Below are 24923 nucleotides of genomic sequence, written 5' to 3' on the forward strand. Positions count from 1 at the left end.
CCGATGCTCCCTCCAGCGCGCGACGCCACGTCCGGGACGCCCGTCCTCGAGTGCCGCGACCTCTGCATCTCCTACTTCACCCGCGCGGGCGAGATCCCGGCGGTGGTCGACTTCAACCTCCGGCTGATGCCGGGCGAGGCGCACGGCCTCGTCGGCGAATCGGGCTGCGGCAAGTCCACCATCGCGCTCGCGGTGATGCAGTATCTCGGCCGCAACGGCCGCATCACCGGCGGCCAGATCCTGTTCGAGGGGCGCGACATGCTGTCGATGTCCCCGGAGGAGCTGCGGCGCATCCGCGGCTCGCGCATCGCCATGGTCTACCAGGAGCCCATGGCCTCGCTGAACCCGGCCATGACCATCCGCGACCAGCTCGCCGAGGTGCCGATCCACCACGAGGGCGTGTCGCGCGCCGAGGCGCGCCGCCGCGCGCTGGAGATGCTGCACCGGGTGAAGCTGCCCGACTGCGACCGGATCATGCGCGCCTATCCGCACCAGATCTCCGGCGGCCAGCAGCAGCGCGTCGTGATCGCCATGGCGCTCCTGTCGCAGCCCAAGGTGCTGCTCCTGGACGAGCCGACCACCGCGCTCGACGTCACGGTGGAGGCGGGCATCGTGGAGCTGATCGGCGAGATCGCCGCGCAGTACGGCACGGCGCTGCTCTACGTCTCGCACAATCTCGGCCTGATCCGCGAGACCTGCCAGACGCTGACGGTGATGTATTCCGGCGAGGCGGTGGAGACCGGCACCGTCGGCCAGGTCTTCTCGCGCATGCACCATCCCTATACGCGGGGCCTGTTCGGCTCGATCCCGGTGCCGGGGGCCGACAAGAACACGCGCCCGCTGCGGGCGATCCCGGGCCACCTGCCCCCGCCGCAGAGCCGCCCCAGGGGCTGCAACTTCAACACGCGCTGCGCCTTCGCCCTGCCCGGCCTGTGCGACCGCGATCCGGTGGCCATGCGGCCCGTGGGCGGGGAAGCGGTGCGCTGCCTGCGGGTGGGCGAGATCGACGCGCCCGAAGCCGCCGCGCCTGCACCGCGCCACGAGGCCGCGCCGATCGGCGACGTCGTGGTGGACGTCCGCGACCTCAGCAAGCGCTACCACGAGCTGCGGGCCAACCGGAACCTCACTTTCGACGCCCGCCAGGGCGAGACGGTCGCCATCGTCGGCGAGAGCGGCTGCGGCAAGTCGACCTTCGCCCGCATCCTGGCCGGCCTGGAGGAAGCCACGTCGGGCGAGCTCGAGGTCGCCGGCACCCCGATCGGCGCGACCCCGGTGCAGAAACGCTCCGTGGACATGGTCCGCAACCTCCAGATGGTGTTCCAGAACCCGTTCGACACGCTGAACCCCAGCCACACGGTGGGAAGCCAGATCGCGCGCGTCATCCGCAAGTTCGGGGTGGAGACCGACGAGGCGCGCATCCGCGCCCGCGTGCTGGAACTGCTCGACCTCGTGAAGCTGCCGCGCGAATACGCCGACCGCCGACCGCGCCAGCTCTCGGGCGGCCAGAAGCAGCGGATCGGCATCGCGCGCGCCTTCGCCGGCAACCCGGCCGTGGTGGTGGCCGACGAGCCCGTCTCGGCGCTCGACGTCTCCGTCCAGGCGGCGGTGGCCGACCTCCTGATGAGCATCCAGCGCGAGCAGGGAACCACGCTGATCTTCATCAGCCACGACCTGGCGGTGGTGCGCTACCTCGCGGACCGGATCGTGGTCATGTATCTCGGCCAGATCGTGGAGCAGGGCACGGCGGACGAGGTCTTCGCCGCCCCGTACCATCCCTACACGGAGGCGCTGCTCTCGGCGGTGCCGATCGCCGACGTCCGGCTTCGCAAGCGCCGGGTCATCGTGTCGGGCGACCTTCCCTCGGCCAAGCGGCCGCCGCCCGGCTGCCCCTTCTCGACCCGGTGCAACTACGCCATCGCCGACCTGTGCGCCAACCAGCCGCCGCCCGTGCAACGCTTCTCGGGGCATCACAGCATCGCCTGCCATCTCCCGCGCGACACGCTCGCGGCGATGGAGCCGGTGATCACGATGGCCGAAGAGCCCGCCTGAGCGGGCCGGCCGGCGCGACGGGGCGGTGGGGAAAGGGCGGAGCATGAGCAATCTTCTCGCGGCGGGCGATCTCGCCCGGCGCCTGTTCCGAGAGCTGGAACGCGACACGGCGGACGCGCCGGGCGTCACGCGGGACGCCTACGGCCGGGGCGAGGCGGTCGCGCACGCCATGGTGCGCCGCGAGGCCCTGGCGCTCGGGGCGCAGGTGCGCGCCGACGCGGCCGGAAACCTCTATGCGACGCTGGCGGGCGCCGACCGGACGCTGCCGGCCGTGGTGATCGGCTCGCACCTCGATTCGGTGCCGCACGGCGGGAACTTCGACGGTGCCGCCGGCGTCCTGGCCGGCCTTGCCGTGATGGCGGAGCTGCGCGCGCGGGGCGTCGCGCCACCGCGCGACCTCGTCGTGATGGTGACGCGCGCCGAGGAATCGGCCTGGTTCGCCCTGTCCTATCCCGGCGCGCGGGCCGCCCTGGGCCGGCTCGGCCCCGAGGAGCTCTCGACGCCGCGCGGCGACACGGGCCGGTCGCTGGCGGACCATATGCGCGAGGCGGGCTTCGACCCGGACGCCGTGGCCCGCGGCGAGCCGCAGATCGACCAAGGCCGCATCGCTGCCTTCGTGGAGGTGCATATCGAGCAGGGGCCCGCCCTCGTCGCCATGGGGCGACCGCTCGGCCTGGTCTCGGCGATCAGCGGCGGGCGCCGCTACCCGCGCGCGCGGATCCTCGGGCGCTACGGCCATTCCGGCGCCGAGCCGCGCCCCACGCGCTGCGACGTGGTGCCGGGCTTCGGCGACCTGATCGGCGCCACCGAACGGATCTGGGACCGGCACGAGGCCGCCGGACACCGGCTGACGATCACCTTCGGCCGCGTCGAGAGCGATCCGGCCCAGCACGGCGGCAGCGTGGTGCTGGGCGAACTCGGCTTCAGCCTCGACATGCGCAGCGACGACCCGGCCGTGCTGGAGGCCGTGGACGGCGCGGTCCGCGAGAGCTTCATTGAGATCGCGCGCACGCGCCGCCTGGTGGTGGAGCCCGGCGCGCCGATGGCCTGGCCCGCGATCGCGATGGACCGGGGGCTGATGGACCGCCTGGCGCGCGCCGGCGCGGGCCTCGGCCTCGATCTGCCGCGACTCGTCAGCGGCGGCGGCCACGACGCGGCGGCCTTCGCCGAGGCGGGCGTGCCCACCGCCATGCTGTTCCTGCGCAACGAGAACGGCAGCCACAACCCGGACGAGACCATGGATCCGGAGGACTTCGACGTCGCGGTCGCCACGCTCGTCGACTTCGTGCTCGGCTTCGCCGCCGCCTGACCCTTTCGCAGCCATCTCAAGGACACGGAGCATGACCATCGCTCTCGACCGCGCCGCGCTGGTCGCCATCGACCTGCAGAACGAATACCGCGCCGAGGCCACCTATCCGGTCGAGGGCTTCGCGCAGGTTCTCGAGCGCAACGCGGCGCTGATGCGCGAGGCACGCGCGCGCGCCATCCCGGTGTGGCACGTGCAGGCCGCCACGCAGGACGCCGAGACCGACGCCTATCCGCTGCTGCACGGCACGGTGGACGCCTCGCTCCGCTCGGGCGTCGCGGGCAGCGCGCTGGCCGAGATCTGCGCCGAGGTCGCGCCCGAGCCCGGCGACGTGGTGTTCCGCAAGATCTGGCCCTCGGCGTTCCGCGGGAGCGACTTCGACCGCCGGCTGCGCGCCGCCGGGATCGACACGCTCCTGGTCACGGGTGTCTGGACCGACAGCTGCGTGCAGGGCACCGTGTTCGACGCGGTGTATGCCGGCTTCCACGTGTGGCTCGTCAAGGACGCCTGCGGCAGCGGCACGCAGGCGATGCACCGCACGGCGGTCCTGGGCATGGCCAACCGCCTCTACGGCGGCGGCGTCACCGCCTCGGACCGCCTCCTGGCCGCCATGCGCGGCGAGGCGGCGCGCCATTGGCGCTGCACGCGCCCCGTTGAATTCCTGTATCGAACCGATACCGTCGACGCGCTCTACGAATCCCTCTGACGGGGCCGCCTGCCCGTGACCGTTCCCTCCCCGCCCCTGCCGGACACCCCGCCCCTCGCCGCCTTGCCGGCGGACGGGCGCGACGCGGATCCCGGCACGGCCGGTCCGCGCACGGTCGCCCTGGCGAACCGGATCCTGAGCCACATCGTGGAGCACGGCCTGCCCGAGGGCGCCCCGCTGCGCGAGGTGAGCCTGGCGACGGTGCTCGACGTGTCGCGCACGCCGGTGCGCAGCGCCCTGCGCTTCCTGCAGACGCAGGGCCACGTGGAGGCGGTGCCCAACCGGGGCTTCTTCCTGCGCACCGATTCGGAGACGCTGCGGAGCCGGACGCTCGTGGTTCCGCCCTCGTCCACCAGCCTTCTCTTCTCCAGCATCATCCGCGGCTACGTGTCGGGGACGATCCCCTCCCGGTTCAGCCAGAGCCTGCTGACCAAGATCCTGAAGACGCCCCGCTCGCTCCTGATCAAGGTGCTGGAGCAGATGGAGGCCGAGGGGATCATCGTCCGGGCCGGGCAGAACTACACGTTCCAGCCGACGCTGGAGAACCACACGGCGCTGCGCAACAGCTACCAGCTCCGCGAGGCGCTGGAGCCCGCCGCGCTGCGCCTGCCGATGTTCCAGGCCGACCCGGCCGGCCTCGCCGAGCTTCGCCGGCGGCACGAACGGATGATCGACCGGCTGTCGAGCGAGGAGGCCGGCAAGGACGAGGTGTTCCTCCTGGACGCGCAGTTCCACGAGTTCCTCGCCGGCGGCAGCGGCAACCCCTTCTTCCTCCAGGCGATCCAGCACCAGAACCGGCTGCGCCGGATCATCGACATCGTCAGCTACGGCGAGAAGCTGACCTGGCAGCGGATCGGCCGGTGGTGCCAGGAGCACCTCAGCGTGATCGACGCGCTGGAGAGCGGCGACAACCGCCTCGCCGCCGATCTCCTGGCGATCCATCTGCGCTACGCCTCGCAGGAGAGCGAGCGGCTGATGCGGGCCTACTTCCTGGGCCGCGAATAGGCAGCCTCGAACTTGTGGGTGCCCGATGCCGTCAGGCCCGCGCCCGGCGCTGCCCCACCATGCGTTCGGCCAGGCTCGACAGGGCCGTCGCCAGGAAGGCCGCGCCCAGAAGCAGGAACAGCGCGCCGGGCTCGAACCGGGCCATGAGCTCGTTGCACACGGCCGGCGCCACCACCGCGCCCACCGCGTAGACCAGGAGCAGGCGCCCCGAGACCGAGACGATATGGCGGCTCTCGAACCGCTGGCCGGCCAGCGCGATGGCGACGGGGTACACGACGCTTCCCGCCGCGCCGTAGACCAGGAGGAGCGCGAAGAGGAGCGGCGTCGAGACGCCGCCGAACAGAGCGATCGCCAGGCAGCTCGCCGTCGCCGTCATCGCCGCGCCCGACAGGATCAGGCTCCGGTCGAACCGGTCGGACAGCCAGCCCATCGGCAGCTGGATCAGGAAGCCGCCGAGGCTGTAGCAGGTGACGAGCGCGGCCGCCACGGCGGCGGAATGGCCGGTATGGGCGGCGTAGATCGGCGCCAGGACGGCGAAGTTCATGTTGGCCATGCCGGCCTGGAACGCGGCGACCACCACGGCGGGGACGGTGCGCAGGAGGGTGGCGAGGCTGACCTGCTCGTCGGGCTCGCCCGCGCCGCCGGCGGCCGAGTGCGTGCGCCCGGCCGGATGGTAGCGGCGGTGCATCGCGAAGGGCAGCGCCGCCGCCAGGCAGATGGCAGCCGCCACGATGAAGAGCCGCGCGTCGCCGGGCTGGCCGAGATTGATCAGGGACTGGCCCGAGGCCATGCCGAGTGTGCTCATGACCATGTAGAGCGCCAGCAGCGAGCCCCGGTTGCGCGGCCCGGATTCGAGGTTGATCCAGCTCTCAGCCACGGTGAAGGCACAGGCCATCGCGAACCCGTTGACGAGCCGCAGCGCGCCCCAGGCCATCGCGTCCGGCACCACGAAGAAGAGGGCCGTGGCGCAGGCCATCAGGACCGCCATGCCCTGGAAGGTGCGGCCGTGGCCGTTTCGCGAGATCAGGCTGCGCGCCGTCAGGCACCCGATCAGGAAGCCGAGCGGATAGCCGGTCAGGGCGACCCGGACCGCCTCCACGCTGTCGTGGCCCAGCGCCAGGCTGAGCGAGGTCGTGGTGGCGAGCAGCGCGTTGCCGGAGGCGATGATGCCGATCGCCAGCACCAGCGGCATGATGCTGCGGACAGCGGCAAGGTCTCGACGGTCCGGGTGGGATCCGAGGTGGAGGGTCATGGGGCTCTGGGACATGCGCGCTGGAGGGCCGGTCGGCCGCGCGCCCCTGCCCTTCCGATGGAAGGTCCGGGGGGTCGCCGCCGGCCCGCACTAAACGCGATCCGCCGGCCTCCGCGATATGCGGCGGCGCGACGTTTTCGGTCACGGACGCGACATGGCGCGGCCCCCGCAAGGCGCGCGCAAGTCGCGCCGCCCGGGCCGCCTTCGCACCCGCTCCCGGGGGCGGCCTCTTAAGGCGCCGGGTCGCGCCCGCCGTCCGCCGGCGGCCGCCCCGCCGCCGCCCGGCCCGCCTTGGCGGCCTGCCGCGCGGCGGCGGGGCTGACGCCGAAGTGGCGCCGGTAGACGCGCGCGAAGAAGGCCGGGGATTCGTAGCCGCAGTTGCGGGCGATGTCGGCGAGGTCGAGGCTGCTGCGCGCGACCAGCATCCTCGCCCGCTCCATGCGCAGGCCGAGGTAGAAGTCGGACGGCGTGCGGCCGAGATGCGTGCGGAACAGGCGCTCGACCTGGCGCCGCGACAGCCCCACCTGGCGGGCCAGCACCGACAGGTCCAGGGGAGCGTCGACGCTCGCCTCCATGGCCGCGACGAGCCGGCTGAGCTTGGCGTTCGTGATCCCGAACCGCACCTCGGGCCGCAGCCGCTGGATCTCGTCCTCCAGGCGCATCGCGGCGTGGTTGAGCTGGTCGGCGATCGCCGAGGCCAGCGCCACGCCGTGCGCGGTGGCCACGACGTGCAGCATCATGTCGAGGGTCGCGGTGCCGCCCGAGGATGTGAGGAAGGGTCCGTCCACCACGAACAGCTCGCGCGTCCGGACGACGTTCGGGAAACGCTCGTGGAACTCGGCGGCGCTTTCCCAGTGGACCGCGCAGCGGCGCCCGTCCAGGATCCCTGCCTCCGCCAGGAGGTAGGCGCCCGTGCTCAGCGCGCCGAGGCGCCGCCCGAGCCGGTGCAGCCGGCGCAGCCAGGCGCGCGCTCGCACGCCGGCGTGGCGCGCCGGCTCCAGGCCGGCGCACACGACCAGAAGGTCGCAGCGGGGGGCCGTGTCGATCGCATGGTCCACGGACAGCTCGATCGCGGCGCTGCTGGTCACCGGCGCGCCCGCTTCCGACACGAGCACCCACCGGTACAGCGCGCGCCCGCTCAGCCGGTTGGCTTGGCGCAGCGGGTCGATCGCGGCGGCCATCGACAGGAGCGGAAAGCCGGGCGCGAGATAGAAGCCGATCACCGAGGGCTCGGCGTCCCCTTCCGCGCCCGGGCCCGGCTCACGCTGCGCCCCGGCCATTCAGGCCACCGCCCCCCGGTTCGCCGCGACGCGCCGCAGGCCGTCCAGCGCCATCTCGACGAGGGCCGCGTCGCCGGCCTGCGCGGGGTAGACGAGATAGACCGGCCGGTGCACGCGCGGCGCGTCCTCGACCAGTTGCAGGATCCCCCTTTCGATCTCGGCGGCGGCGAAGCCGAGCGGCAGGTATCCCGCCCCCTTCAGCGCCATGACGTACTGCATGCCGAGAACGCCGAGCCCGACCGACAGGCTCGGGGCCGCGGCGCGCGGGAAGGCCTGCCGGAACACGGTGCGGAACTCCGGCCCCCAGTCCACGTCGATGTAGTTGGCCATCCAGTCACCGGCGAGGTCGCGGTGGCGCACCAGCGCGAGCTCCTCGCGCAGCAGCTCCTCGACCACCAGGCCCGGCCGCTGCTGCGGCAGGTACATCACGGCGGCGTCGATGTCGCGCGCGGCGAGACGCTCGCACAGGGCGGCGGAGGTGCCCGCCTCCAGATGGACGGCGACGGTGGGCGCGTGCCGCTTCATCCACAGCGTCCAGGACAGGCTCAACCATTCCTCGATCGAGACGGGGCCGCCCAGGCGGAAGATGCCGTCGTAGCCTTCGGGCAGCGTCGCCTGCATGCGGGCCTGCGTCCAGATCCGGACGATCCGGTCGGCATGGACGCGGAACTGGCGCCCGGCGGGGGTCAGCTCCACGCCGCTGCGGCCGCGATGCATCAGCCGCGCGCCGAGATGGTCCTCCAGCGACTGGATGCGCGCGGACACGGTGGACTGCGTGACGCCGGTCCGCTTGGCCGCGACGCTGAAGCTTCCGCTGTCCGCCACATCGAGGAAACTGCGCAGGGCTTCGATGTTCATCGGATCCTCGTCCCCTCACCGTCCACCGGGCGGCCCGTGGGCGAGTGTTAGTGCATTGCCGCGCCCGCCGCCATCGCCCGCCGCCATCGCCCGGCGCCGCCGCGAGGCGCTTGACGGGCGCAGGGCGCCTTTCCATCCTGTCGGAAGTACCGGGGCCCGCGCGCGACGCGAGCCCCCTCGGCCTCGGAAGGGCACCCATGGCCCACCAAATCGATCGCGGCGGGCGCCGCCACGTGTTCGCCGACCTGCGCACGCTTCTCGCCAAGGCCTCGCCGGAACGCTCGGGCGACGTCCTGGCCGGGATCGCGGCGGCCGACGCGCAGGAGCGCGCGGCAGCGCAGCTCGCGCTCGCCGACCTGCCGCTCGCCGCCTTCCTCCAGGAGGCGGTGGTGCCCTACGAGGCGGACGAGGTGACGCGGCTGATCCTCGACACGCACGACGCCGCCGCCTTCGCGCCGGTCTCGCACCTCACCGTCGGCGGCCTTCGCGACTGGCTCCTGTCGGACGCGGCGCACGAGGCGGCGCTCGCGGCGCTGGCCCCCGGCCTCACGCCCGAGATGGTGGCGGGCGTATCCAAGATCTGCCGCAACCAGGACCTCGTGCTGATCGCCCGCAAGTGCCGGGTGGTGACGCGCTTTCGCGGCACGATCGGCCTGCCGGGGCGCCTGTCGACCCGCCTCCAGCCGAACCATCCGACCGACTCGGCCGCCGGCATCGCGGCCTCGGTGCTGGACGGGCTGATGTACGGATCGGGCGACGCGACGATCGGCATCAACCCGGCCACCGACAGCGTCGCAACGGTCGCCACGCTGGTCCACATGCTGGGCGAGATCATCGAGCGCTACCGGATCCCGACGCAGAGCTGCGTGCTCACGCACGTGACGACCTCGATCGAGCTGATCGGGCGCGGCGTGCCGGTGGACCTCGTGTTCCAGTCGATCGCGGGCACGCAGGCCGCCAACCGCTCGTTCGGCATCTCGCTGGCCACCCTGCGCGAGGGCCACGACGCGGCCGCGAGCCTCCGGCGCGGCACGATCGGCGACAACGCCATGTATTTCGAGACCGGCCAGGGCTCCTGCCTGTCGGCGGACGCCCATCACGGCGTCGACCAGCAGACGCTGGAGGCGCGCGCCTATGCCGTGGCCCGGCCGTTCCGACCGCTCCTGGTCAACACCGTGGTCGGCTTCATCGGGCCCGAATACCTGTTCGACGGCCGGCAGATCGTGCGCGCCGGGCTGGAGGACCACTTCTGCGGCAAGCTGATGGGCCTGCAGATGGGATGCGACATCTGCTACACCAACCATGCGGAGGCCGACCAGAACGACATGGACACGCTGCTGACGCTGCTCGGCGTGGCGGGGGTCAGCTTCATCATGGGCATTCCGGGCTCGGACGACATCATGCTGAACTACCAGACCACCTCGTTCCACGACGCGCTCTACGCGCGCAAGGTCCTCGGCCTTCGGCCGGCGCCCGAGTTCGAGGCCTGGGCCGAGGCGGCCGGCATCCTGGGGCCGGGCGGCACGCTGCGGCCGGGCGCCGCGCTTCCGGCGGCCTTCCGGCGCGCGATCGGCCGGGCAGGGTGACGGACGTGCGCAAGACCGGGACGCCCGCGCCGGTCGTGGTGGACGATCCCTGGGCCGAGCTGCGCCGCCACACCGCCGCGCGGATCGCACTCGGACGGGTCGGCACCAGCCTGCCCACCGCGCCGCACCTGGAGTTCCAGTTCGCCCACGCCCGGGCGCGCGCCGCCGTGCACCGCGCGCTCGACGAAGGCGCCCTCGCCGGCGCGCTGGCCGGTCTCGGGCAGCCGAGCGTCGCGCTCGGGTCGCGGGCGGCGGACCGCAACGCCTATCTCCAGCGGCCCGACGCGGGGCGGCGGCTGGACGAGCCCTCGCGCGCGCGGCTGGAGGCGCTGGGCACCGAGGCGCGGGGGCGGGACGTCGCGCTGGTGATCGGCGACGGCCTGTCGGCCGAGGCGGTGGAGGCCAACGCCGCGCCGCTTCTGGCCGCGCTCCTGCCGCTCGTGCGCGAGCGGGGCTGGAGCCTCGCCCCGGTGGCGATCGTGCGTCAGGCGCGCGTGGCGATCGGCGACGAGATCGGCCACGCGCTCGCCGCGCGCATGGTGGTGGTGGCGATCGGCGAGCGGCCGGGCCTCTCCTCACCCGACAGCCTCGGCCTCTACCTGACCCTCGGCCCCCGGCCCGGCCTCACCGACGAGGCGCGCAACTGCATCTCCAACGTGCGCGCCGCCGGGCTCGCGCCGCCGCGCGCCGCGGCCAAGCTCGCCTATCTCATGGCCGAGGCGTTCCGGCGCGGCCTGTCGGGCGTCGGGTTGAAGGACGAGGAGGAGCCGGACGGCGGCCCAAGCCTCGGCGAGGGCCGCAACTTCCTGACCGACGGCGACTGAGCCGGACGGGCCGGCGGCGTTGCCCCCGGCCGCCCGCCCCGTTAACTCTCGTCGGGCACGCCCGCCATGGCGCGGCGGCCAAGCGCCACGCGGGAGCCCGATGCAGATCCGTCACCTCCGATATTTCGTCACGCTGGCGCGCCTCGGCCATTTCCGGCGCGCGGCCGAACGCTGCGGCGTGACGCAGCCGACGCTGTCGGCCGGGATCGCCTCGCTGGAGACCTCGCTCGGTGTCGAGCTCGTTCGCCGCGACCGGCGCTTCGTCGGCCTCACCGCCGAGGGCGAGGCGGCGCTGCCCTGGGCGCAGCAGATGCTGCACGACTGCGACGGCATGCTGCGCGCGGCGGGCAAGCCCGGCATCGGCCTCACCGGCCGGCTGAGGCTCGGCGTGATTCCCGCCGCCATGCCGGCGGTGGGCGCCATCGCGCCGGTGCTGGCGCTCGACCATCCCGAGCTGCAACTCGTGGTCCTGTCCATGACCTCGCGCGAGATCGAACGCTCGCTGCACGCGCACGACATCGACGGCGGCGTGACCTATCTCGAGAACGAGCCGCTGACCGGCGTCATCACCTGGACCTTCTACGAGGAGCGCTACCGCTTCGCCACGCCCGCCGACGGCCCTTTTCGCGGGCGCACCGCCGTGTCCTGGGCCGAGGCCGCCGGCGCGCCGCTGTGCCTGCTGACGCGCGACATGCAGAACCGGCGCATCCTGGACGCGCAGATGAGCCGCGTCGGCATGGAGGTCCAGCCCCGCGTCACGGCCAACTCCTATTCCGCGCTCCTGTCCATGGTGCGCATGGGGGAGATGTCCTCGATCCTGCCCCACTCGCACGCCGACACCGCCGAGCGCGACCCGGCGATCCTGATCCTGCCCTTCGACGACCCGTCGCCGCCCCAGGCCGTCGGGCTCGTGGTGCTCGACCGCCACCCGATGTCGGCGCCCACCCGCGCCATCCTGGCCTGCGTGCGCTCGGCGGATTTCCGCCGGCGCGTGGAGCCGCTGCGGGACGGCAACGCGCCGTCCTGATCGACCGCGCCTATCGATGATCGCTCCGACAACATTTGACGCGTTCTAAATTGGGCGCGAACCTCCCGGCGATGGGCGAATGGCTGGGAGGCCGGGCCCGACGGTGTTCCCCGGGAGGTCCGATGAGTTCAGCAGCCGAAATCGCACGCCCGCCGAGGAGCGGTCTCCTGGACCGCGAGGCCACGATCGCCAAGGCCGGCTTCAACCGCTGGCTGGTGCCCCCGGCGGCGCTCGCCATCCACCTGTGCATCGGCATGGCCTACGGCTTCTCGGTGTTCTGGCTGCCGCTGTCGCGCGCGGTCGGCGTCACGGCGCCGGTGGCCTGCCCGGATCTGACGCTCCTGTCGGCGCTGTTCACCACGAGCTGCGACTGGCGCGTGGCCGACCTCGGCTGGGTCTACACGCTGTTCTTCGTGGTGCTGGGCTGCTCGGCCGCCGTCTGGGGCGGCTGGTTGGAGCGCGCCGGCCCGCGCAAGGCGGGCGTGGTGGCGGCGCTGTGCTGGTGCGGCGGCATCGCGATCGCGGCGATCGGCGTCGCGGTCCACCAGCTCTGGCTCGTGTGGCTGGGCGCAGGCGTGATCGGCGGCATCGGCCTCGGGCTCGGCTACATCTCGCCGGTGTCCACGCTGATCAAGTGGTTCCCCGACCGGCGCGGCATGGCGACCGGCATGGCCATCATGGGCTTCGGCGGCGGCGCGCTGATCGGCGCCCCGCTCGCCGACATGCTGATGAACCATTTCCGCACGCCCGAATCGGTGGGCGTGGCGCAGACCTTCCTGGTGCTGGCCGGCATCTACTTCCTGTTCATGATGGCCGGCGCCTTCGGCTACCGGGTCCCGCCGGCCGGCTGGCGCCCGGACGGTTGGAGCGCGCCCGTCAACCGGCGCGCGATGATCGCCACCGGCCACGTGCACCTGCGCGACGCGCACAAGACCGCGCAGTTCTGGCTGATCTGGGCCGTGCTGTGCCTCAACGTGTCGGCCGGCATCGGCGTGATCGGCATGGCCTCGCCCATGCTGCAGGAGATCTTCGGCGGCCGCTTGATCGGCCTGCCCGAACTGTCCTTCTCGCAGCTCGACCCCGGCCAGAAGACGGCGATCGCGGCGATCGCGGCCGGCTTCACGGGGCTGCTCTCGCTGTTCAACATCGGCGGCCGGTTCTTCTGGGCCTCGCTGTCGGACCGGATCGGTCGCAAGAACACCTACTACTGCTTCTTCATCGTCGGCATCGTGCTCTACGCCCTGGCCCCGACGCTGGCCGAGGCGGGCAACAAGCTGCTCTTCGTGCTGGCCTTCGGCGTCATCCTGTCGATGTACGGCGGCGGCTTCGCCACGATTCCGGCGTATCTGGCCGACATCTTCGGCACGCAGTTCGTGGGCGCGATCCACGGCCGGCTTTTGACCGCCTGGGCGACGGCGGGCATCGTCGGGCCGGTGGTGGTCAACTACATCCGCGAGGCGCAGGTGGCGGCCGGCGTCGCGCCGGGACCGGACCTCTACAGCGGCACCATGTACATCCTCGCCGGCATGCTGGCGCTCGGCCTCGTGGCCAACGCGCTGATCCGGCCGCTCTCGGAACGCTGGTTCATGCCGGCCGACGAGGTGGCGGCGCTCCAGGCCCAGTCGGTCGCCGCCGGCAGCGCCATCCCGAGCGGCTCGTTCGGCATCGGCCGCGGCGGGTTTGACGCCACGGCGGCGCTGGCCTGGGCCGCGGTCGGCCTGCCGATCCTCTGGGGGGTCGGGGTGCCGCTGACCACGGCCGCCGCGGTTTTCTCGCCGACCGGCCACCCACCGCCCCCGCCGGCGCCGCCCCCCGGGCGGCGCCGGCCCATTCCCGGGAGACCCAGGCATGCTCGATTCCGCGCGACGCTCCACCCCCTTCGACCGCGAGCGGCTGGACGAGATCATCGAAACCCACCGGGGGCGCGCGGGCGCGCTCCTGCCGATCCTGCACGACGTTCAGGGCGAGTTCGGCATGGTGGACGACGACGCCGTCCCGGTGATCGCGGCGGCGCTCAATCTGTCGCGCGCCGACGTGCACGGCGTCCTCACCTTCTACCACGACTTCCGCCGGCGCCCGGCCGGGCGCACGGTGGTCAAGGTCTGCGCCGCCGAGGCCTGCCAGGCGGCGGGCGGACGCGCGCTCCAGGCTGCCGCCGAGCGCCTCCTGGGCGTGCCGATGAAGGGCACGACGGGCGACGGCGCCGCGACGCTGGAGCCGGTCTACTGCCTCGGCCTCTGCTCGGTCGCTCCCGCCGCCATGGTCGACGGGCGCGTCCACGGCCGCCTCACCGCCGAGCGGCTGGAAACCATCGTCGAGGAGGCCATGCGATGAGCGCGCCCGTCCGCATCTTCGTGCCGCGCGACGCGGCGGCCGTGGCGGTGGGCGCCGACGAGGTCGCCGCCGCGCTGGCCGCCGCCGCGCCCCGCCCGATCGAGATCGTGCGCACCGGCTCGCGCGGCATGCACTTCCTGGAACCCCTTGTGGAGGTCGAGACGCCCGAGGGCCGCATCGGCTACGGCCCGGTGGCGCCCGGCGACGTCGCCGCGCTGCTGGCGGCCGGCATGCTGGAGGGCGCCGACCACCCGGCCCGCGTCGGCCGGCCGGAGGAGCACCCGTTCCTGGCGCGCCAGACGCGCTCCACCATGGCGCTGTGCGGCGTGGTGGATCCGCGCTCGGAGGCCGACTACGCCGCCCACGGCGGCTGGCGCGGCCTCGAGGCGGCGCTGGCGATGGACGCGGAGGCGCGGGTCAAGACCGTCGCGGCCTCGGGCCTTCGCGGGCGCGGTGGCGCGGGCTTTCCGACGGGCGTCAAGTGGGACACGGTGCGCCGGGCCGAAGCGCCCCGCAAATACGTCGTGTGCAACGCCGACGAGGGCGATTCGGGCACCTTTGCCGACCGGATGACCATGGAGGGCGATCCGTTCCGGCTGGTCGAGGGCATGGCCATCGCCGGCATCTCGATCGGCGCGACCTACGGCTACGTCTACATCCGCTCCGAATACCCGCACGCGATCGAGGCGATGGAGCATGCCATCGCCGGCGCGCGCCGCGCCGGACGGTTGGGCCCCTCCGTGGGCGGCTCGGGCCTCGCCTTCGACATGGAGGTGCGGGTGGGCGCCGGCGCCTATGTCTGCGGCGAGGAGACCTCGCTCCTGAACTCCATCGAGGGCAAGCGCGGCATCGTGCGCGCCAAGCCGCCCCTGCCCGCGCTGCAGGGCCTGTTCGGCATGCCGACCGCGGTCAACAACGTCCTGTCGCTGGCCGCCGTGCCGGCGATCTTCGCCGAGGGGCCGGAGGCCTACGAGCGGCTCGGGCTCGGGCGCTCGCGCGGCACCATGCCGGTGCAGCTCGCCGGCAACGTCCGCTACGGCGGCCTGGTGGAGGTGCCGTTCGGCATCACGCTGGGCGAGCTCGTCGACGGGATCGGCGGCGGCACGGCCTCCGGCCGGCCGGTGCGCGCGGTGCAGGTGGGCGGCCCGCTCGGCGCCTATTTCCCGCCTGCCCTGTTCGACACGCCCTTCGACTACGAGGCCTTCGCCGCCAAGGACGGCCTGATCGGCCACGGCGGCGTCACCGTGTTCGACGACACGGTGGACATGGCCCACATGGCCCGCTTCGCCATGGAGTTCTGCGCGGCCGAGAGCTGCGGCAAGTGCACCCCCTGCCGCATCGGCGCGGTGCGCGGCGTCGAGACCGTGGACCGCATCCTCGCCAAGCGCGAGGCGCGCCAGCCCGTGGGCTCCGAGCTGACCCTGCTCGCCGACCTGTGCGACACGATGAAGTTCGGCTCGCTCTGCGCGCTGGGCGGCTTCACGCCCTATCCCGTGACCAGCGCGATGACCCATTTCCCCGAAGACTTCGACCTCGATGCCCGCCGTCTTCCGGCCGGGCTCCAGGCGGCGGAATAAGGAGGAGGCCCGATGTCTCTCGTTTCCGAAACCGACTACGGCACGCCCGAGCGCCGCGCCGAGCGCCACGTGACCCTCACCATCGACGGCGAGGCGGTCACCGTCCCCGCCGGCACCTCGCTGATGCGCGCGGCCGCCGAGCTCGGCACCCGCATCCCCAAGCTGTGCGCGACCGATTCGCTCGAGCCCTTCGGCTCCTGCCGCATGTGCCTCGTCGAGGTGGAGGGCATGCGCGGCACGCCCGCCTCCTGCACGACGCTGGCGGCCGAGGGCATGGTGGTGCGCACCCAGACCGACCGGATCGCCAAGCTGCGGCGCGGCGTGATGGAGCTCTACATCTCCGACCACCCGCTCGACTGCCTGACCTGCTCGGCCAACGGCGACTGCGAGCTGCAGGACACGGCCGGCGAGGTCGGCCTTCGCGAGGTGCGCTACGGCCAGCACGGCGAGAACCACGTCCACCCCGTCGAGAGCGGGGCGCCCAACCCGCTGTTCATGGAGAAGGACCTCTCCAACCCCTATTTCCAGTACGACCCGTCGAAATGCATCGTCTGCTCGCGCTGCGTGCGGGCCTGCGAGGAGGTGCAGGGCACCTTCGCGCTGACGATCGCGGGGCGCGGCTTCGATTCGCGCGTGTCGCCCAGCCAGGGCGAGGACTTCTTCTCCTCCGAGTGCGTGTCCTGCGGCGCCTGCGTGCAGGCCTGCCCCACCGCGACGCTGATGGAGAAGTCGGTGGTGGCGATCGGCGTGCCGGAGCACTCCAAGGTGACCACCTGCGCCTATTGCGGCGTCGGCTGCTCGTTCAAGGCCGAGATGCGCGGCGATGAGCTGGTGCGCATGGTGCCCTGGAAGGACGGCAAGGCCAACCACGGCCATTCCTGCGTCAAGGGCCGCTTCGCCTACGGCTACGCCAACCACCGCGAGCGCATCACCTCGCCGATGATCCGCGCCTCCACCGCCGAGCCCTGGCGCGAGGTGTCGTGGGAGGAGGCGATCGCCCACACCGCGTCCGAGTTCCGGCGCATCCAGGCCAAGTACGGGCGCAACGCGGTGGGCGGCATCACCTCGTCCCGCTGCACCAACGAGGAGACCTTCCTCGTCCAGAAGCTGATCCGCGCCGGCTTCGGCAACAACAACGTCGACACCTGCGCCCGCGTCTGCCACTCGCCCACCGGCTACGGCCTCAAGACGACGCTCGGCACCTCGGCGGGCACGCAGGACTTCGATTCGGTCGAGGAGGCGGACGTCATCCTGGTGATCGGCGCCAATCCGACCGACGGCCACCCCGTCTTCGCGAGCCGCATGAAGAAGCGGCTGCGCGAGGGCGCGCAGCTCATCGTCATCGACCCGCGCCGGATCGATCTCGTGCGCAGCCCCCACGTGGAGGCCGCCCACCACCTGCCGCTGCGCCCCGGCACCAACGTCGCCGTGCTCACGGCCATGGCCCACGTGATCGTGACCGAGGGGCTGGTGGACGAGACCTACGTGCGCGAGCGCTGCGACCTCGAGGCCTTCCAGGCCTGGGCCGAGTTCGTGTCCGACCCGTCGCGCTCGCCGGAAGCGGTGGAGCCGATGACGCGCGTGCCGGCCGAGGCGCTGCGCGCGAGCGCCCGGCTCTACGCCACCGGCGGGCGCGCCGCGATCTACTACGGCCTCGGCGTGACCGAGCATTCCCAGGGCTCAACCACCGTGATGGCGATCGCCAACCTTGCGATGGCGACCGGCAACATCGGTCGCCGGGGCGCCGGCGTGAACCCCTTGCGCGGCCAGAACAACGTGCAGGGCGCCTGCGACATGGGCTCCTTCCCGCACGAGCTGTCGGGCTACCGCCACGTGTCGGACGACACGGCGCGTGCGCTGTTCGAGACCATGTGGGGCGTCCAGCTCGACGACGAGCCCGGCATGCGCATCCCCAACATGCTGGACGCGGCCGTCGAGGGCGAGTTCAAGGGCATCTACATCCAGGGCGAGGACATCCTCCAGTCCGACCCCAACACGCGCCACGTGACGGCAGGCCTGGCCGCGATGGAATGCGTCGTGGTGCAGGACCTGTTCCTGAACGAGACCGCCGTCCACGCCCACGTCTTCCTTCCGGGCTCGACCTTCCTGGAGAAGGACGGCACCTTCACCAACGCCGAGCGGCGCATCCAGCGCGTGCGACGCGTGATGGCGCCGCGCAACGGCTATGCCGACTGGGAGATCACGCAGGCCCTCGCCAACGCGCTCGGCCTGCCGATGGCCTACGCGCACCCGTCCGAGATCATGGCCGAGATCGCGGCGCTGACCCCGACCTTCGCGGGCGTCTCCTACGAGCGGCTGGAGCGCGAGACGCTGCAGTGGCCGGTCACCGACAAGGCCCCGCTCGGCACGCCGCTGATGCACATGGAGGGCTTTGTGCGCGGCAAGGGCCTGTTCGTGGTCACCGAATACGTGCCCACCGACGAGAAGGTCGGCCCGCGCTTCCCGCTGCTCCTGACCACCGGCCGCATCCTGTCGCAGTACAATGTCGGCGCGCAGACGCGGCGCACCGAGAACACCGCGTGGCACGAGGAGGACCTCCTGGAGATCCACCCGCACGACGCGGAGCAGCGCGGCATCCGCGACGGGGCCTTCGTCAAGGTGGCGAGCCGGGCGGGCGACACGACGCTGCGCGCCACCATCACCACGCGCGTGGCGCCGGGCGTCGTCTACACGACCTTCCACCATCCGCTGACGCAGGCCAACGTCGTGACCACGGACTACAGCGACTGGGCCACCAACTGCCCGGAATACAAGGTCACGGCGGTGCAGGTCTCGCCCTCCAACGGGCCCACCGACTGGCAGGAGCGCTACAACAGCTTCGCCGCCACCTCGCGTCGCGTCGCCCCGGCGGAGCCCGCCGAATGAGCGCGGCCGAGGGCGCCGCGCACGGCGGCGAGGCGGACAAGCTCGTCACCATGGTCAACCAGGTGGCGCGCTTCTTCGAGAGCCAGGCGCACGAGCCGGGCGTGCTCGGCATCGCCGACCACGTCGCGGCCTTCTGGACGCCGCGCATGCGCCAGACGATCTTCCGCCATCTCGACGGCGGCGGCGCGGGCCTGCGCCCGCTGGCGCGCGAGGGCCTCGACGCGCTGCGCGCCCGCCCGCCCAAGGCCGCGTCCGCGCGGCTGGAGGCGGCCGGCGGCGTGTCGGTCGGCACCGAGCCGGGCTCCGACGCCGGCTAGCGCCCGCCCCGCGCGGGGGGTCGGACCGGCGCCGGCCCCCGCCCGGCGCCCCCCTCGAGCGAGCCGCGGCCGAGCCGGCACCGCCACCCGCCGCACGGACGTCCGGGGCGCCGCGCACCGAAATCCGCTCCCCTGCACGGGCCCTCGCCGGTCCGTGGCCTATCTGTGCCGGGCAGCGGGGACGAAACGGGCAAGGCGGCGTCACGACCATGGATGGAGGCAAGGCCCCTCGGGAGGCGCCCAGAGACGCGCCCGCGACGGCGCCGCCGGTGAAGGCGCCCAGCCGGTTCCGGGCCTGGGTCCGCGGCAACGAGATCGGCCTCGTTCTGGTGGCGGCCGTGGTGGGGGTTCTCGCCGGCCTCGTGGTGACGGTGATCGGCTGGGCCGCGCAGGGGCTCCACGTCCTCCTGTTCGGCGCCGACGACGGGCATCTCAGCGCGATGGCCGCGCTCGGCTCGCCCTGGCACGCCGCGCTGCCGGCCTGCGGCGGCGCGATCCTGGGCGCCTACCTCCTCTGGGCGCGCGGGCGCAAGGTGCGGCCGCTCGTGGACCCGATCGAGGCCAACGCGCTGCACGGCGGGCGCATGTCGATCCGCGACAGCGTGATCGTGGTGCTGCAGAACCTCGTGTCCAACGGGTTCGGCGCCTCGGTCGGGCTGGAGGCGGCCTACACGCAGATGGCCGGCGGTCTGGCCTCGCGCCTCGGAACGGCCTTCGAGATGCGGCGCGGCGACCTGCGTATGCTGGTCGGCTGCGGCGCGGCGGGCGCCATCGCCGCCGCCTTCAACGCGCCGCTGACCGGCGCCTTCTACGCCTTCGAGCTCATCATCGGCACCTATTCCGTGGTCACCCTGGCGCCCGTGGTCGCAGCGGCGCTGTGCGGCACGTTCGTGGCCCGCTTCCTGGGCGCCGCCCCCTTCCTGATCGAGGTCGGCACGCCCGGCACCATCACCGCGCCGGACTACCCGCCGGCCATCCTCCTGGCGATCCTCGCGGCCGGGCTCGGCATCGCCATCATGAAGGGCGTGACCACGGTGGAGCGGGGCGTGCGCGGCTCGGGCCTGCCCGCGCCGCTGCGGCCGGTGGCCGGCGGGCTGGTGGTGGGCGCCCTGGCGCTGGCGACGCCGCAGGTCCTGTCGTCGGGACACGGCGCGCTGCATCTCCAGCTCGACCTTCCGGCCTCGGCCGGGGCGCTCCTGCTCGTGCTGGCGCTGAAGGCCCTGGCCTCCGCCGTCTCGATCGGCAGCGGCTTTCGCGGCGGCCTGTTCTTCGCCTCGCTCTTCATGGGCGCGCTCCTCGGCAAGCTCTTCGCCGACGTCGCGCCCTTGCTGTTCGCCGGCACGGCGCTGCCGGCCGTCACCTTCGCGATCGTGGGCATGAGCTCGCTCGCCGTCACCGTGGTCGGCGGGCCGATGACCATGACCTTCCTGGCGCTGGAGATGACCGGGGACTTCCCTATCACCGCCCTGGCGCTGGCGGCCGTGGTCACCGCCTCGCTCACCGCGCGCAAGACCTTCGGCTACTCGTTCGCCACCTGGCGCTTCCACCTCAGGGGCGAGAACATCCGCAGCGCCCACGACATCGGCTGGATCCGCAACCTCACGGTGGGCCGGATGATGCGCACGGACGTGCGCACGGCGACCCTGGGCACCAGCCTCAAGACCTTCCGCCGCGACTTCCCGCTCGGCTCCGCCCAGCGCGTCGTGGTGGTGGACGCGCAGGACGCCTATGCCGGCATCGTCCTGGTCTCGGACGCCTATTCCGACACGGCGACCGACCCCGAAGCCCGGATCGACGACCTCCTGCGCTGGGGGGACGCGGTGCTTCTGCCGCAGATGAGCGCGCGCGAGGCCGCCGGCCTGTTCGACAGCGCCGAGAGCGAGGCTCTGGCGGTGATCGACGGGCCCAAGACGCGCAACGTCGTGGGCCTTCTCACCGAAAGCCACACGCTGCGGCGCTACAGCGAGGAACTGGAGATGCGCCGCCGCGAGGCGGCGGGGGAGACCGCATGAGGCCGCCCCGGCACCCAGACGAAAAGGACAGACGGGCTTGGACGCAGTGAACGAGACCACCTTGCGCGCGGCGCCCACGATCCTGGAGCCGGGACGCAACTGCATGGCGGTGGAACGGGCCGAGCGCCTGTCGGTGATCGTCGACGCGGACGACTACTTCCGCTTCGCACGCCGCGCGATGACGGCCGCGCGCCGCCGCATCATCCTGATCGGCTGGGACTTCGACGGCCGCATCCCGCTGGGATACGAGGACGGGGCGCAGGGGCCGGAGAAGCTCGGCGACTTCGTTCCCTGGCTGGTGCGGCGCAACCCCGACCTCGAGATCTTCCTCCTGCGCTGGGACGTCGGCGCGCTCAAGACGCTGCTCCGGGGCTCCACCCTCGTGACGCTCCTCACCTGGATGCGCCATCCGCGCATCCACACCAAGCTCGACGGCGCCCACCCGACCGGCTCCTCGCACCACCAGAAGATCGTGGTGATCGACGACGGGCTCGCCTTCTGCGGCGGCATCGACATGACCGCCGACCGGTGGGACACGCGCGCCCACGCCTTCCGCGACGAGCGCCGCCGCCGCCCCTTCACCCGCCGCCGCTACAAGCCCTGGCACGACGCCACCACCGCCGTCACCGGGCCGGCGGCCGCAGCCCTCGGCGCCATCTGCCGCGAACGCTGGCAGCGGGCGGGCGGACGCCCCGACCCGGCGCCGCTGGAGGGACTGGAGCCGGTCTGGCCGGACGGGCTGCGGACCGATTTCCGCGACCTCGACGTCGCCGTCGCGCGCTCGGCGCCCGAGTTCGGCGGTCGCGAGCCGGTGCGCGAGATCGAGGCGCTCTACGTCGACCAGATCCGCGCCGCCCGGCGCTTCGTCTATGCCGAGAGCCAGTACTTCGCCTCGCGCCGCATCGCCGAGGCGATCGCCCGGCGCCTTGAGGAGCCGGGCGGACCGGAGATCGTGGTGGTGAACCCGGTCTCGGCACAGGGCTGGCTGGAGCCGGTGGCCATGGACACGGCGCGCGCCCGCCTGATGGAGGCGCTGCGCCGGATCGACCGCGAAGGGCGCTTCCGGCTGTATCATCCGGTGAACGCGGGGGGCGAGGCGATCTACTGCCACGCCAAGATCCTGGTGGTGGACGACCGCTGCCTGCGAGTCGGCTCGTCCAACATGAACAACCGCTCCATGCGGCTCGACACCGAATGCGACGTGAGCGTCGACGCGGCCCTGGCGCCGGGCGGCACCCGTGCCGGGATCGCCGCCGTGCGCGACGACCTGCTGGCCGAGCATCTCGGGGTCGACGCCGCGCGCGTCGCCGAAACCCTGGCGCGCACCGGCTCGCTGATCGGCACGATCGAGGCGTTGCGCGGGCCGGGCCGCTCACTGGTTCCCTACCAGGCGCCGGAGCTGAACGACCTCGAGGCCTGGCTCGCCGACAACAAGATCCTCGACCCGGAGGGCCCGGAGGAGATGTTCGAGCCGCTGAGCCGGCGCCGCAGCCTGCTCGGCCGCCTGCGCCGGCGGGCCGGAGGCTGAGCGGCCTCAGGCCGGCGGCGCTTCGCCGAGCGCGAGCCCGGCGCCGCGGCGCACGGCCTGCGTGAGACGGCGCAGCGACAGGGCAGGGAGCCGCGCCACGGTCCAGAACAGCGGCACCGCGATCCGCAGGCCCGGCGGCAGTTCCACCAGCCGGCCAGCCCGCAAATGCGCCTCGGCCAGGGCCACCGGCTGAAGCCCCCAGGCGAAGCCCGCCAGCGCGAGGTCGAGAAAGCCGTGCGTGGACGGCACCCAATGCGTCGGCGCGTCCGGGACGTGGCCGTATGCCTCGGCCATCCAGCGTGCCTGGAGCCCGTCGCGCCGGTCGAAGCGCAGTTGCGGCGCGTCGGCGAGCGACCGGGGATCGACGCCCGCGCCGAAGAAGCGCGCGGCGAAGGCCGGGCTGGCGCAGGCGGCGTAGCGCAGGCTTCCGAGCGGAACGGTGCGGCAGCCCGTGACGGGCTCGGGCGAGGCGGTGACGGCCGCCACGACCTCGCCCGAGCGCAGGCGGCCGGCCGTGTGCGCCTCGTCGTCGAGAACGAGGTCGAGCGTCGCGCCGAGCGTCTCGCCGGCGCCTGCGAGCGCCACGGGAAACCAGGTCGCGAGGCTGTCGGCGTTCACCGCGACGCGCAGGACGCTGCGCGCGGACGCCCCCTCCCCCGCCAGGCCAAGATCGGCCTCCAGCAGCCGGACCCGGTCCACATGCGCGCACAGGGTCCGGCCGAGGTCGGTCGGGCGGCAGGGCTGCCCGCGCACCACCAGGATCGCGCCGAGGCGCTCCTCGAGGGCGCGAACGCGCTGCGACACCGCCGAGGGCGTGATCGACAGGGCGGCGGCGGCCCGCTCGAAGCTGCCCTCGCGGACCACGGCGGCGAGCGCGCGAAGGGCGGGATAGTCCAGCATCGGATGAAGCCTTGCTTCACCGGCGACAGGAAAACAAGTTTGGCTGCATGCCGCATGCCGTCCATGAGGGGGCATGAGCGATTCCTCCGCCGCCTTCCTCTCCGGCTTCGCCCTGTCGGCCGCGTTGATCGTGGCGATCGGCGCGCAGAACCTCTTCGTGCTGCGGCAGGGGCTCGCGCGCCGGCATGTCGGGCCGGTCGTCCTGTTCTGCGCCGCGGCGGACGCGGTGCTGATCGCCGCCGGGGTCGGCGGCGCCGGCACGCTGCTGGCGGCCGCGCCCCGCCTGTCGGGCGCGCTGGCGCTCGGCGGAGCGGCGTTCCTGGCCTGCTACGGCGTGGCGGCGCTGCGCCGCGCCGCCACGCCGGGCGCGATGGCCGCCGAGGCGGGAGGCGAGCGGTCGCTGCGGCGCGCGCTCGCCACGGCGGCGGCGTTCACCTTCCTGAACCCCCATGTCTATCTCGACACGGTGCTCCTGATGGGCGTCGCCGGGTCGGCCGAGCCGCCCGCGCTGCGCCCGGTCTTCGCTCTGGGGGCGGCCGGCGCCAGCCTCGCCTGGTTCTGCGCGCTCGGCTTCGGCGCCCGGGCGCTGCGCCCGCTCCTGGCGAGGCCCGGCGCCTGGCGCGTGCTCGACGCGCTGGTCGGCCTCGCGATGCTCTCGCTCGCCGCCTCGCTCCTGGCCGGTGTCCGGGCCTGACGGCCGGGCGCCGACGCCGCGCCTCAGTCGCGGATCGCCATGATCGACTTCGTGAGGCCCGCCACGCGCTCGCTCGCGATCCGCGAGCCCGGAAACAGCGTGCGCATCATGGCGCGGTCGAGAAGGCGGATGTCGCGCACGTTGCTCCAGGCCTCCTCGACGCTCCCGGCGCGCGGGAAGAAGCCGAGGTTGAAGTGCCGCGACAGATAGGCCCGCACCGCCAACGGCAGGTACTGGAAGCCGACCACCCGAAAATGCGGCTCCAGCGGGAACCAATAATTCGGGGTCTGGACGAAGTGCCGGTCGGCCAGGCGGTGCACGGTGCGCGAGAAGGCGACCATGGCGTCCCAGTCGCCCACATGCTCGATCACCGAATTGGAATGGACGAGGTCGAAGCGGCGCCCCTCGAACAGCGCGGGGTCGCAGGCGTTGCCGTCCACGCTGCGGAACATCGCGCTGCGCGGCTCGGCCGCCGGCTCGTTGTTGACCAGCGTCACGGTGATCCGCCCCGCATGGCGCCGCAGCAGATCGGCGCCGATCTCCCAGTAGGCTTCCGTGCCGCCGAGGTCGAGGATCTCGACGTGACGCCGGCGCGCCAGGGCCGCCTCGATCAGCGGCGCCACCTGGGCGAAGCGCCGCGCGCGGAAACGGCGCTCCAGGCTCTTCGGGTTGGAGAGCGGGTCCGGCTTGACCCAATGGTCCGTTGCGACCGTCATCAGGGCACCTCCGTTACTTGGTAAGGTTAATGTGCCGTTAATGAAGCTGCGGTCAATTTATCGACC

At 73.0% G+C, this 24923-nt stretch carries 19 protein-coding genes and 1 pseudogene; 15 read left to right on the top strand and 5 right to left on the bottom strand.

Annotated features, from left to right (window positions below; translation table 11 throughout):
* Window positions 1–3: 3 nt before the first annotated feature.
* Genes D3218_RS04165 through D3218_RS04180 form a run of 4 tightly spaced genes read left to right on the top strand, consistent with a single transcriptional unit; the run spans window position 4 to window position 5066 of the window.
* Entirely contained in the window at window positions 4–2049 is a 2046-nt protein-coding gene (locus tag D3218_RS04165; RefSeq protein ID WP_119538649.1) for a dipeptide ABC transporter ATP-binding protein, read from the top strand.
* Window positions 2050–2092: 43 nt separating this feature from the next.
* Complete coding sequence (locus tag D3218_RS04170) at window positions 2093–3358, top strand: Zn-dependent hydrolase (RefSeq protein WP_119538650.1); 1266 nt, start codon at window positions 2093–2095, stop codon at window positions 3356–3358.
* Window positions 3359–3389: 31 nt separating this feature from the next.
* Window positions 3390–4061 (top strand): cysteine hydrolase family protein, encoded by a 672-nt coding sequence (locus D3218_RS04175; protein WP_119538651.1) that lies wholly within the window; start codon window positions 3390–3392, stop codon window positions 4059–4061.
* A gap of 15 nt (window positions 4062–4076) precedes the next feature.
* On the top strand, window positions 4077–5066 hold the full coding sequence (locus D3218_RS04180) for a GntR family transcriptional regulator (RefSeq protein ID WP_119538652.1): 990 nt from the start codon (window positions 4077–4079) through the stop codon (window positions 5064–5066).
* 31 nt (window positions 5067–5097) lie between these two features.
* Here D3218_RS04180 and D3218_RS04185 read toward each other — a convergent pair whose 3' ends face one another.
* The 3 genes from D3218_RS04185 to D3218_RS04195 all read right to left on the bottom strand — a co-directional run bounded on the left by D3218_RS04185 (window position 5098) and on the right by D3218_RS04195 (window position 8456).
* Window positions 5098–6318, bottom strand: a complete 1221-nt coding sequence (locus D3218_RS04185; RefSeq protein ID WP_168990409.1) for an MFS transporter — start codon at window positions 6316–6318, stop codon at window positions 5098–5100.
* Window positions 6319–6548: 230 nt separating this feature from the next.
* On the bottom strand, window positions 6549–7598 hold the full coding sequence (locus tag D3218_RS04190; protein ID WP_119538654.1) for a GlxA family transcriptional regulator: 1050 nt from the start codon (window positions 7596–7598) through the stop codon (window positions 6549–6551).
* The gene (locus D3218_RS04195; RefSeq protein WP_119538655.1) at window positions 7599–8456 is read right to left on the bottom strand and encodes a LysR family transcriptional regulator; all 858 of its coding nucleotides are present in this window, start codon (window positions 8454–8456) and stop codon (window positions 7599–7601) included.
* Window positions 8457–8653: 197 nt separating this feature from the next.
* Here D3218_RS04195 and D3218_RS04200 point away from each other — a divergent pair, with 197 nt between their 5' ends.
* The 10 genes and pseudogenes from D3218_RS04200 (at window position 8654) to D3218_RS04245 (ending at window position 22547) form a co-directional block, all read left to right on the top strand.
* Complete coding sequence (locus D3218_RS04200) at window positions 8654–10042, top strand: ethanolamine ammonia-lyase subunit EutB (RefSeq protein WP_119538656.1); 1389 nt, start codon at window positions 8654–8656, stop codon at window positions 10040–10042.
* A complete protein-coding gene (gene eutC / locus D3218_RS04205; protein ID WP_425359285.1) occupies window positions 10039–10866 on the top strand; it encodes an ethanolamine ammonia-lyase subunit EutC in 828 nt (275 codons plus the stop codon). The genes D3218_RS04200 and eutC overlap by 4 nt, the downstream gene beginning before the upstream one ends.
* A 100-nt stretch (window positions 10867–10966) precedes the next feature.
* Entirely contained in the window at window positions 10967–11893 is a 927-nt protein-coding gene (locus D3218_RS04210) for a LysR family transcriptional regulator (protein WP_119538657.1), read from the top strand.
* A 122-nt stretch (window positions 11894–12015) separates the two neighbouring features.
* A pseudogene (locus tag D3218_RS04215) lies at window positions 12016–13665 on the top strand (OFA family MFS transporter); the annotation flags it as partial.
* Between the two features lie 76 nt (window positions 13666–13741).
* Window positions 13742–14227, top strand: coding sequence for a formate dehydrogenase subunit gamma (locus tag D3218_RS04220; protein ID WP_119538913.1), 486 nt, complete (start codon window positions 13742–13744; stop codon window positions 14225–14227).
* A complete protein-coding gene (locus D3218_RS04225; protein ID WP_119538914.1) occupies window positions 14224–15804 on the top strand; it encodes an NADH-ubiquinone oxidoreductase-F iron-sulfur binding region domain-containing protein in 1581 nt (526 codons plus the stop codon). Before D3218_RS04220 ends, D3218_RS04225 begins: the two co-directional genes overlap by 4 nt.
* 12 nt (window positions 15805–15816) lie before the next feature.
* Complete coding sequence (gene fdhF / locus D3218_RS04230) at window positions 15817–18690, top strand: formate dehydrogenase subunit alpha (protein WP_119538658.1); 2874 nt, start codon at window positions 15817–15819, stop codon at window positions 18688–18690.
* Window positions 18687–19007: a formate dehydrogenase subunit delta gene (locus D3218_RS04235; protein WP_119538659.1), complete on the top strand. Its 321-nt coding sequence runs from the start codon at window positions 18687–18689 to the stop codon at window positions 19005–19007. The genes fdhF and D3218_RS04235 overlap by 4 nt, the downstream gene beginning before the upstream one ends.
* 209 nt (window positions 19008–19216) lie before the next feature.
* A complete protein-coding gene (locus D3218_RS04240) occupies window positions 19217–21019 on the top strand; it encodes a chloride channel protein (RefSeq protein ID WP_119538660.1) in 1803 nt (600 codons plus the stop codon).
* A gap of 46 nt (window positions 21020–21065) precedes the next feature.
* Complete coding sequence (locus D3218_RS04245; protein ID WP_342635109.1) at window positions 21066–22547, top strand: phospholipase D-like domain-containing protein; 1482 nt, start codon at window positions 21066–21068, stop codon at window positions 22545–22547.
* A 6-nt stretch (window positions 22548–22553) separates the two neighbouring features.
* On the opposite strand, the gene D3218_RS04250 is transcribed toward D3218_RS04245, so the two are convergent.
* The gene (locus D3218_RS04250) at window positions 22554–23447 is read right to left on the bottom strand and encodes a LysR family transcriptional regulator ArgP (RefSeq protein WP_119538661.1); all 894 of its coding nucleotides are present in this window, start codon (window positions 23445–23447) and stop codon (window positions 22554–22556) included.
* Between the two features lie 73 nt (window positions 23448–23520).
* Between D3218_RS04250 and D3218_RS04255 the strand changes: the two genes are divergently transcribed.
* A complete protein-coding gene (locus tag D3218_RS04255) occupies window positions 23521–24141 on the top strand; it encodes a LysE/ArgO family amino acid transporter (protein ID WP_119538662.1) in 621 nt (206 codons plus the stop codon).
* 23 nt (window positions 24142–24164) lie between these two features.
* Here the strand turns inward: D3218_RS04255 and D3218_RS04260 are convergent, their stop codons facing one another.
* A complete protein-coding gene (locus D3218_RS04260) occupies window positions 24165–24857 on the bottom strand; it encodes a methyltransferase domain-containing protein (RefSeq protein ID WP_119538663.1) in 693 nt (230 codons plus the stop codon).
* Window positions 24858–24923: the final 66 nt, after the last annotated feature.

It is taken from the genome of Aureimonas flava (genome assembly GCF_003583935.1).
Lineage (GTDB): Bacteria > Pseudomonadota > Alphaproteobacteria > Rhizobiales > Rhizobiaceae > Aureimonas > Aureimonas flava.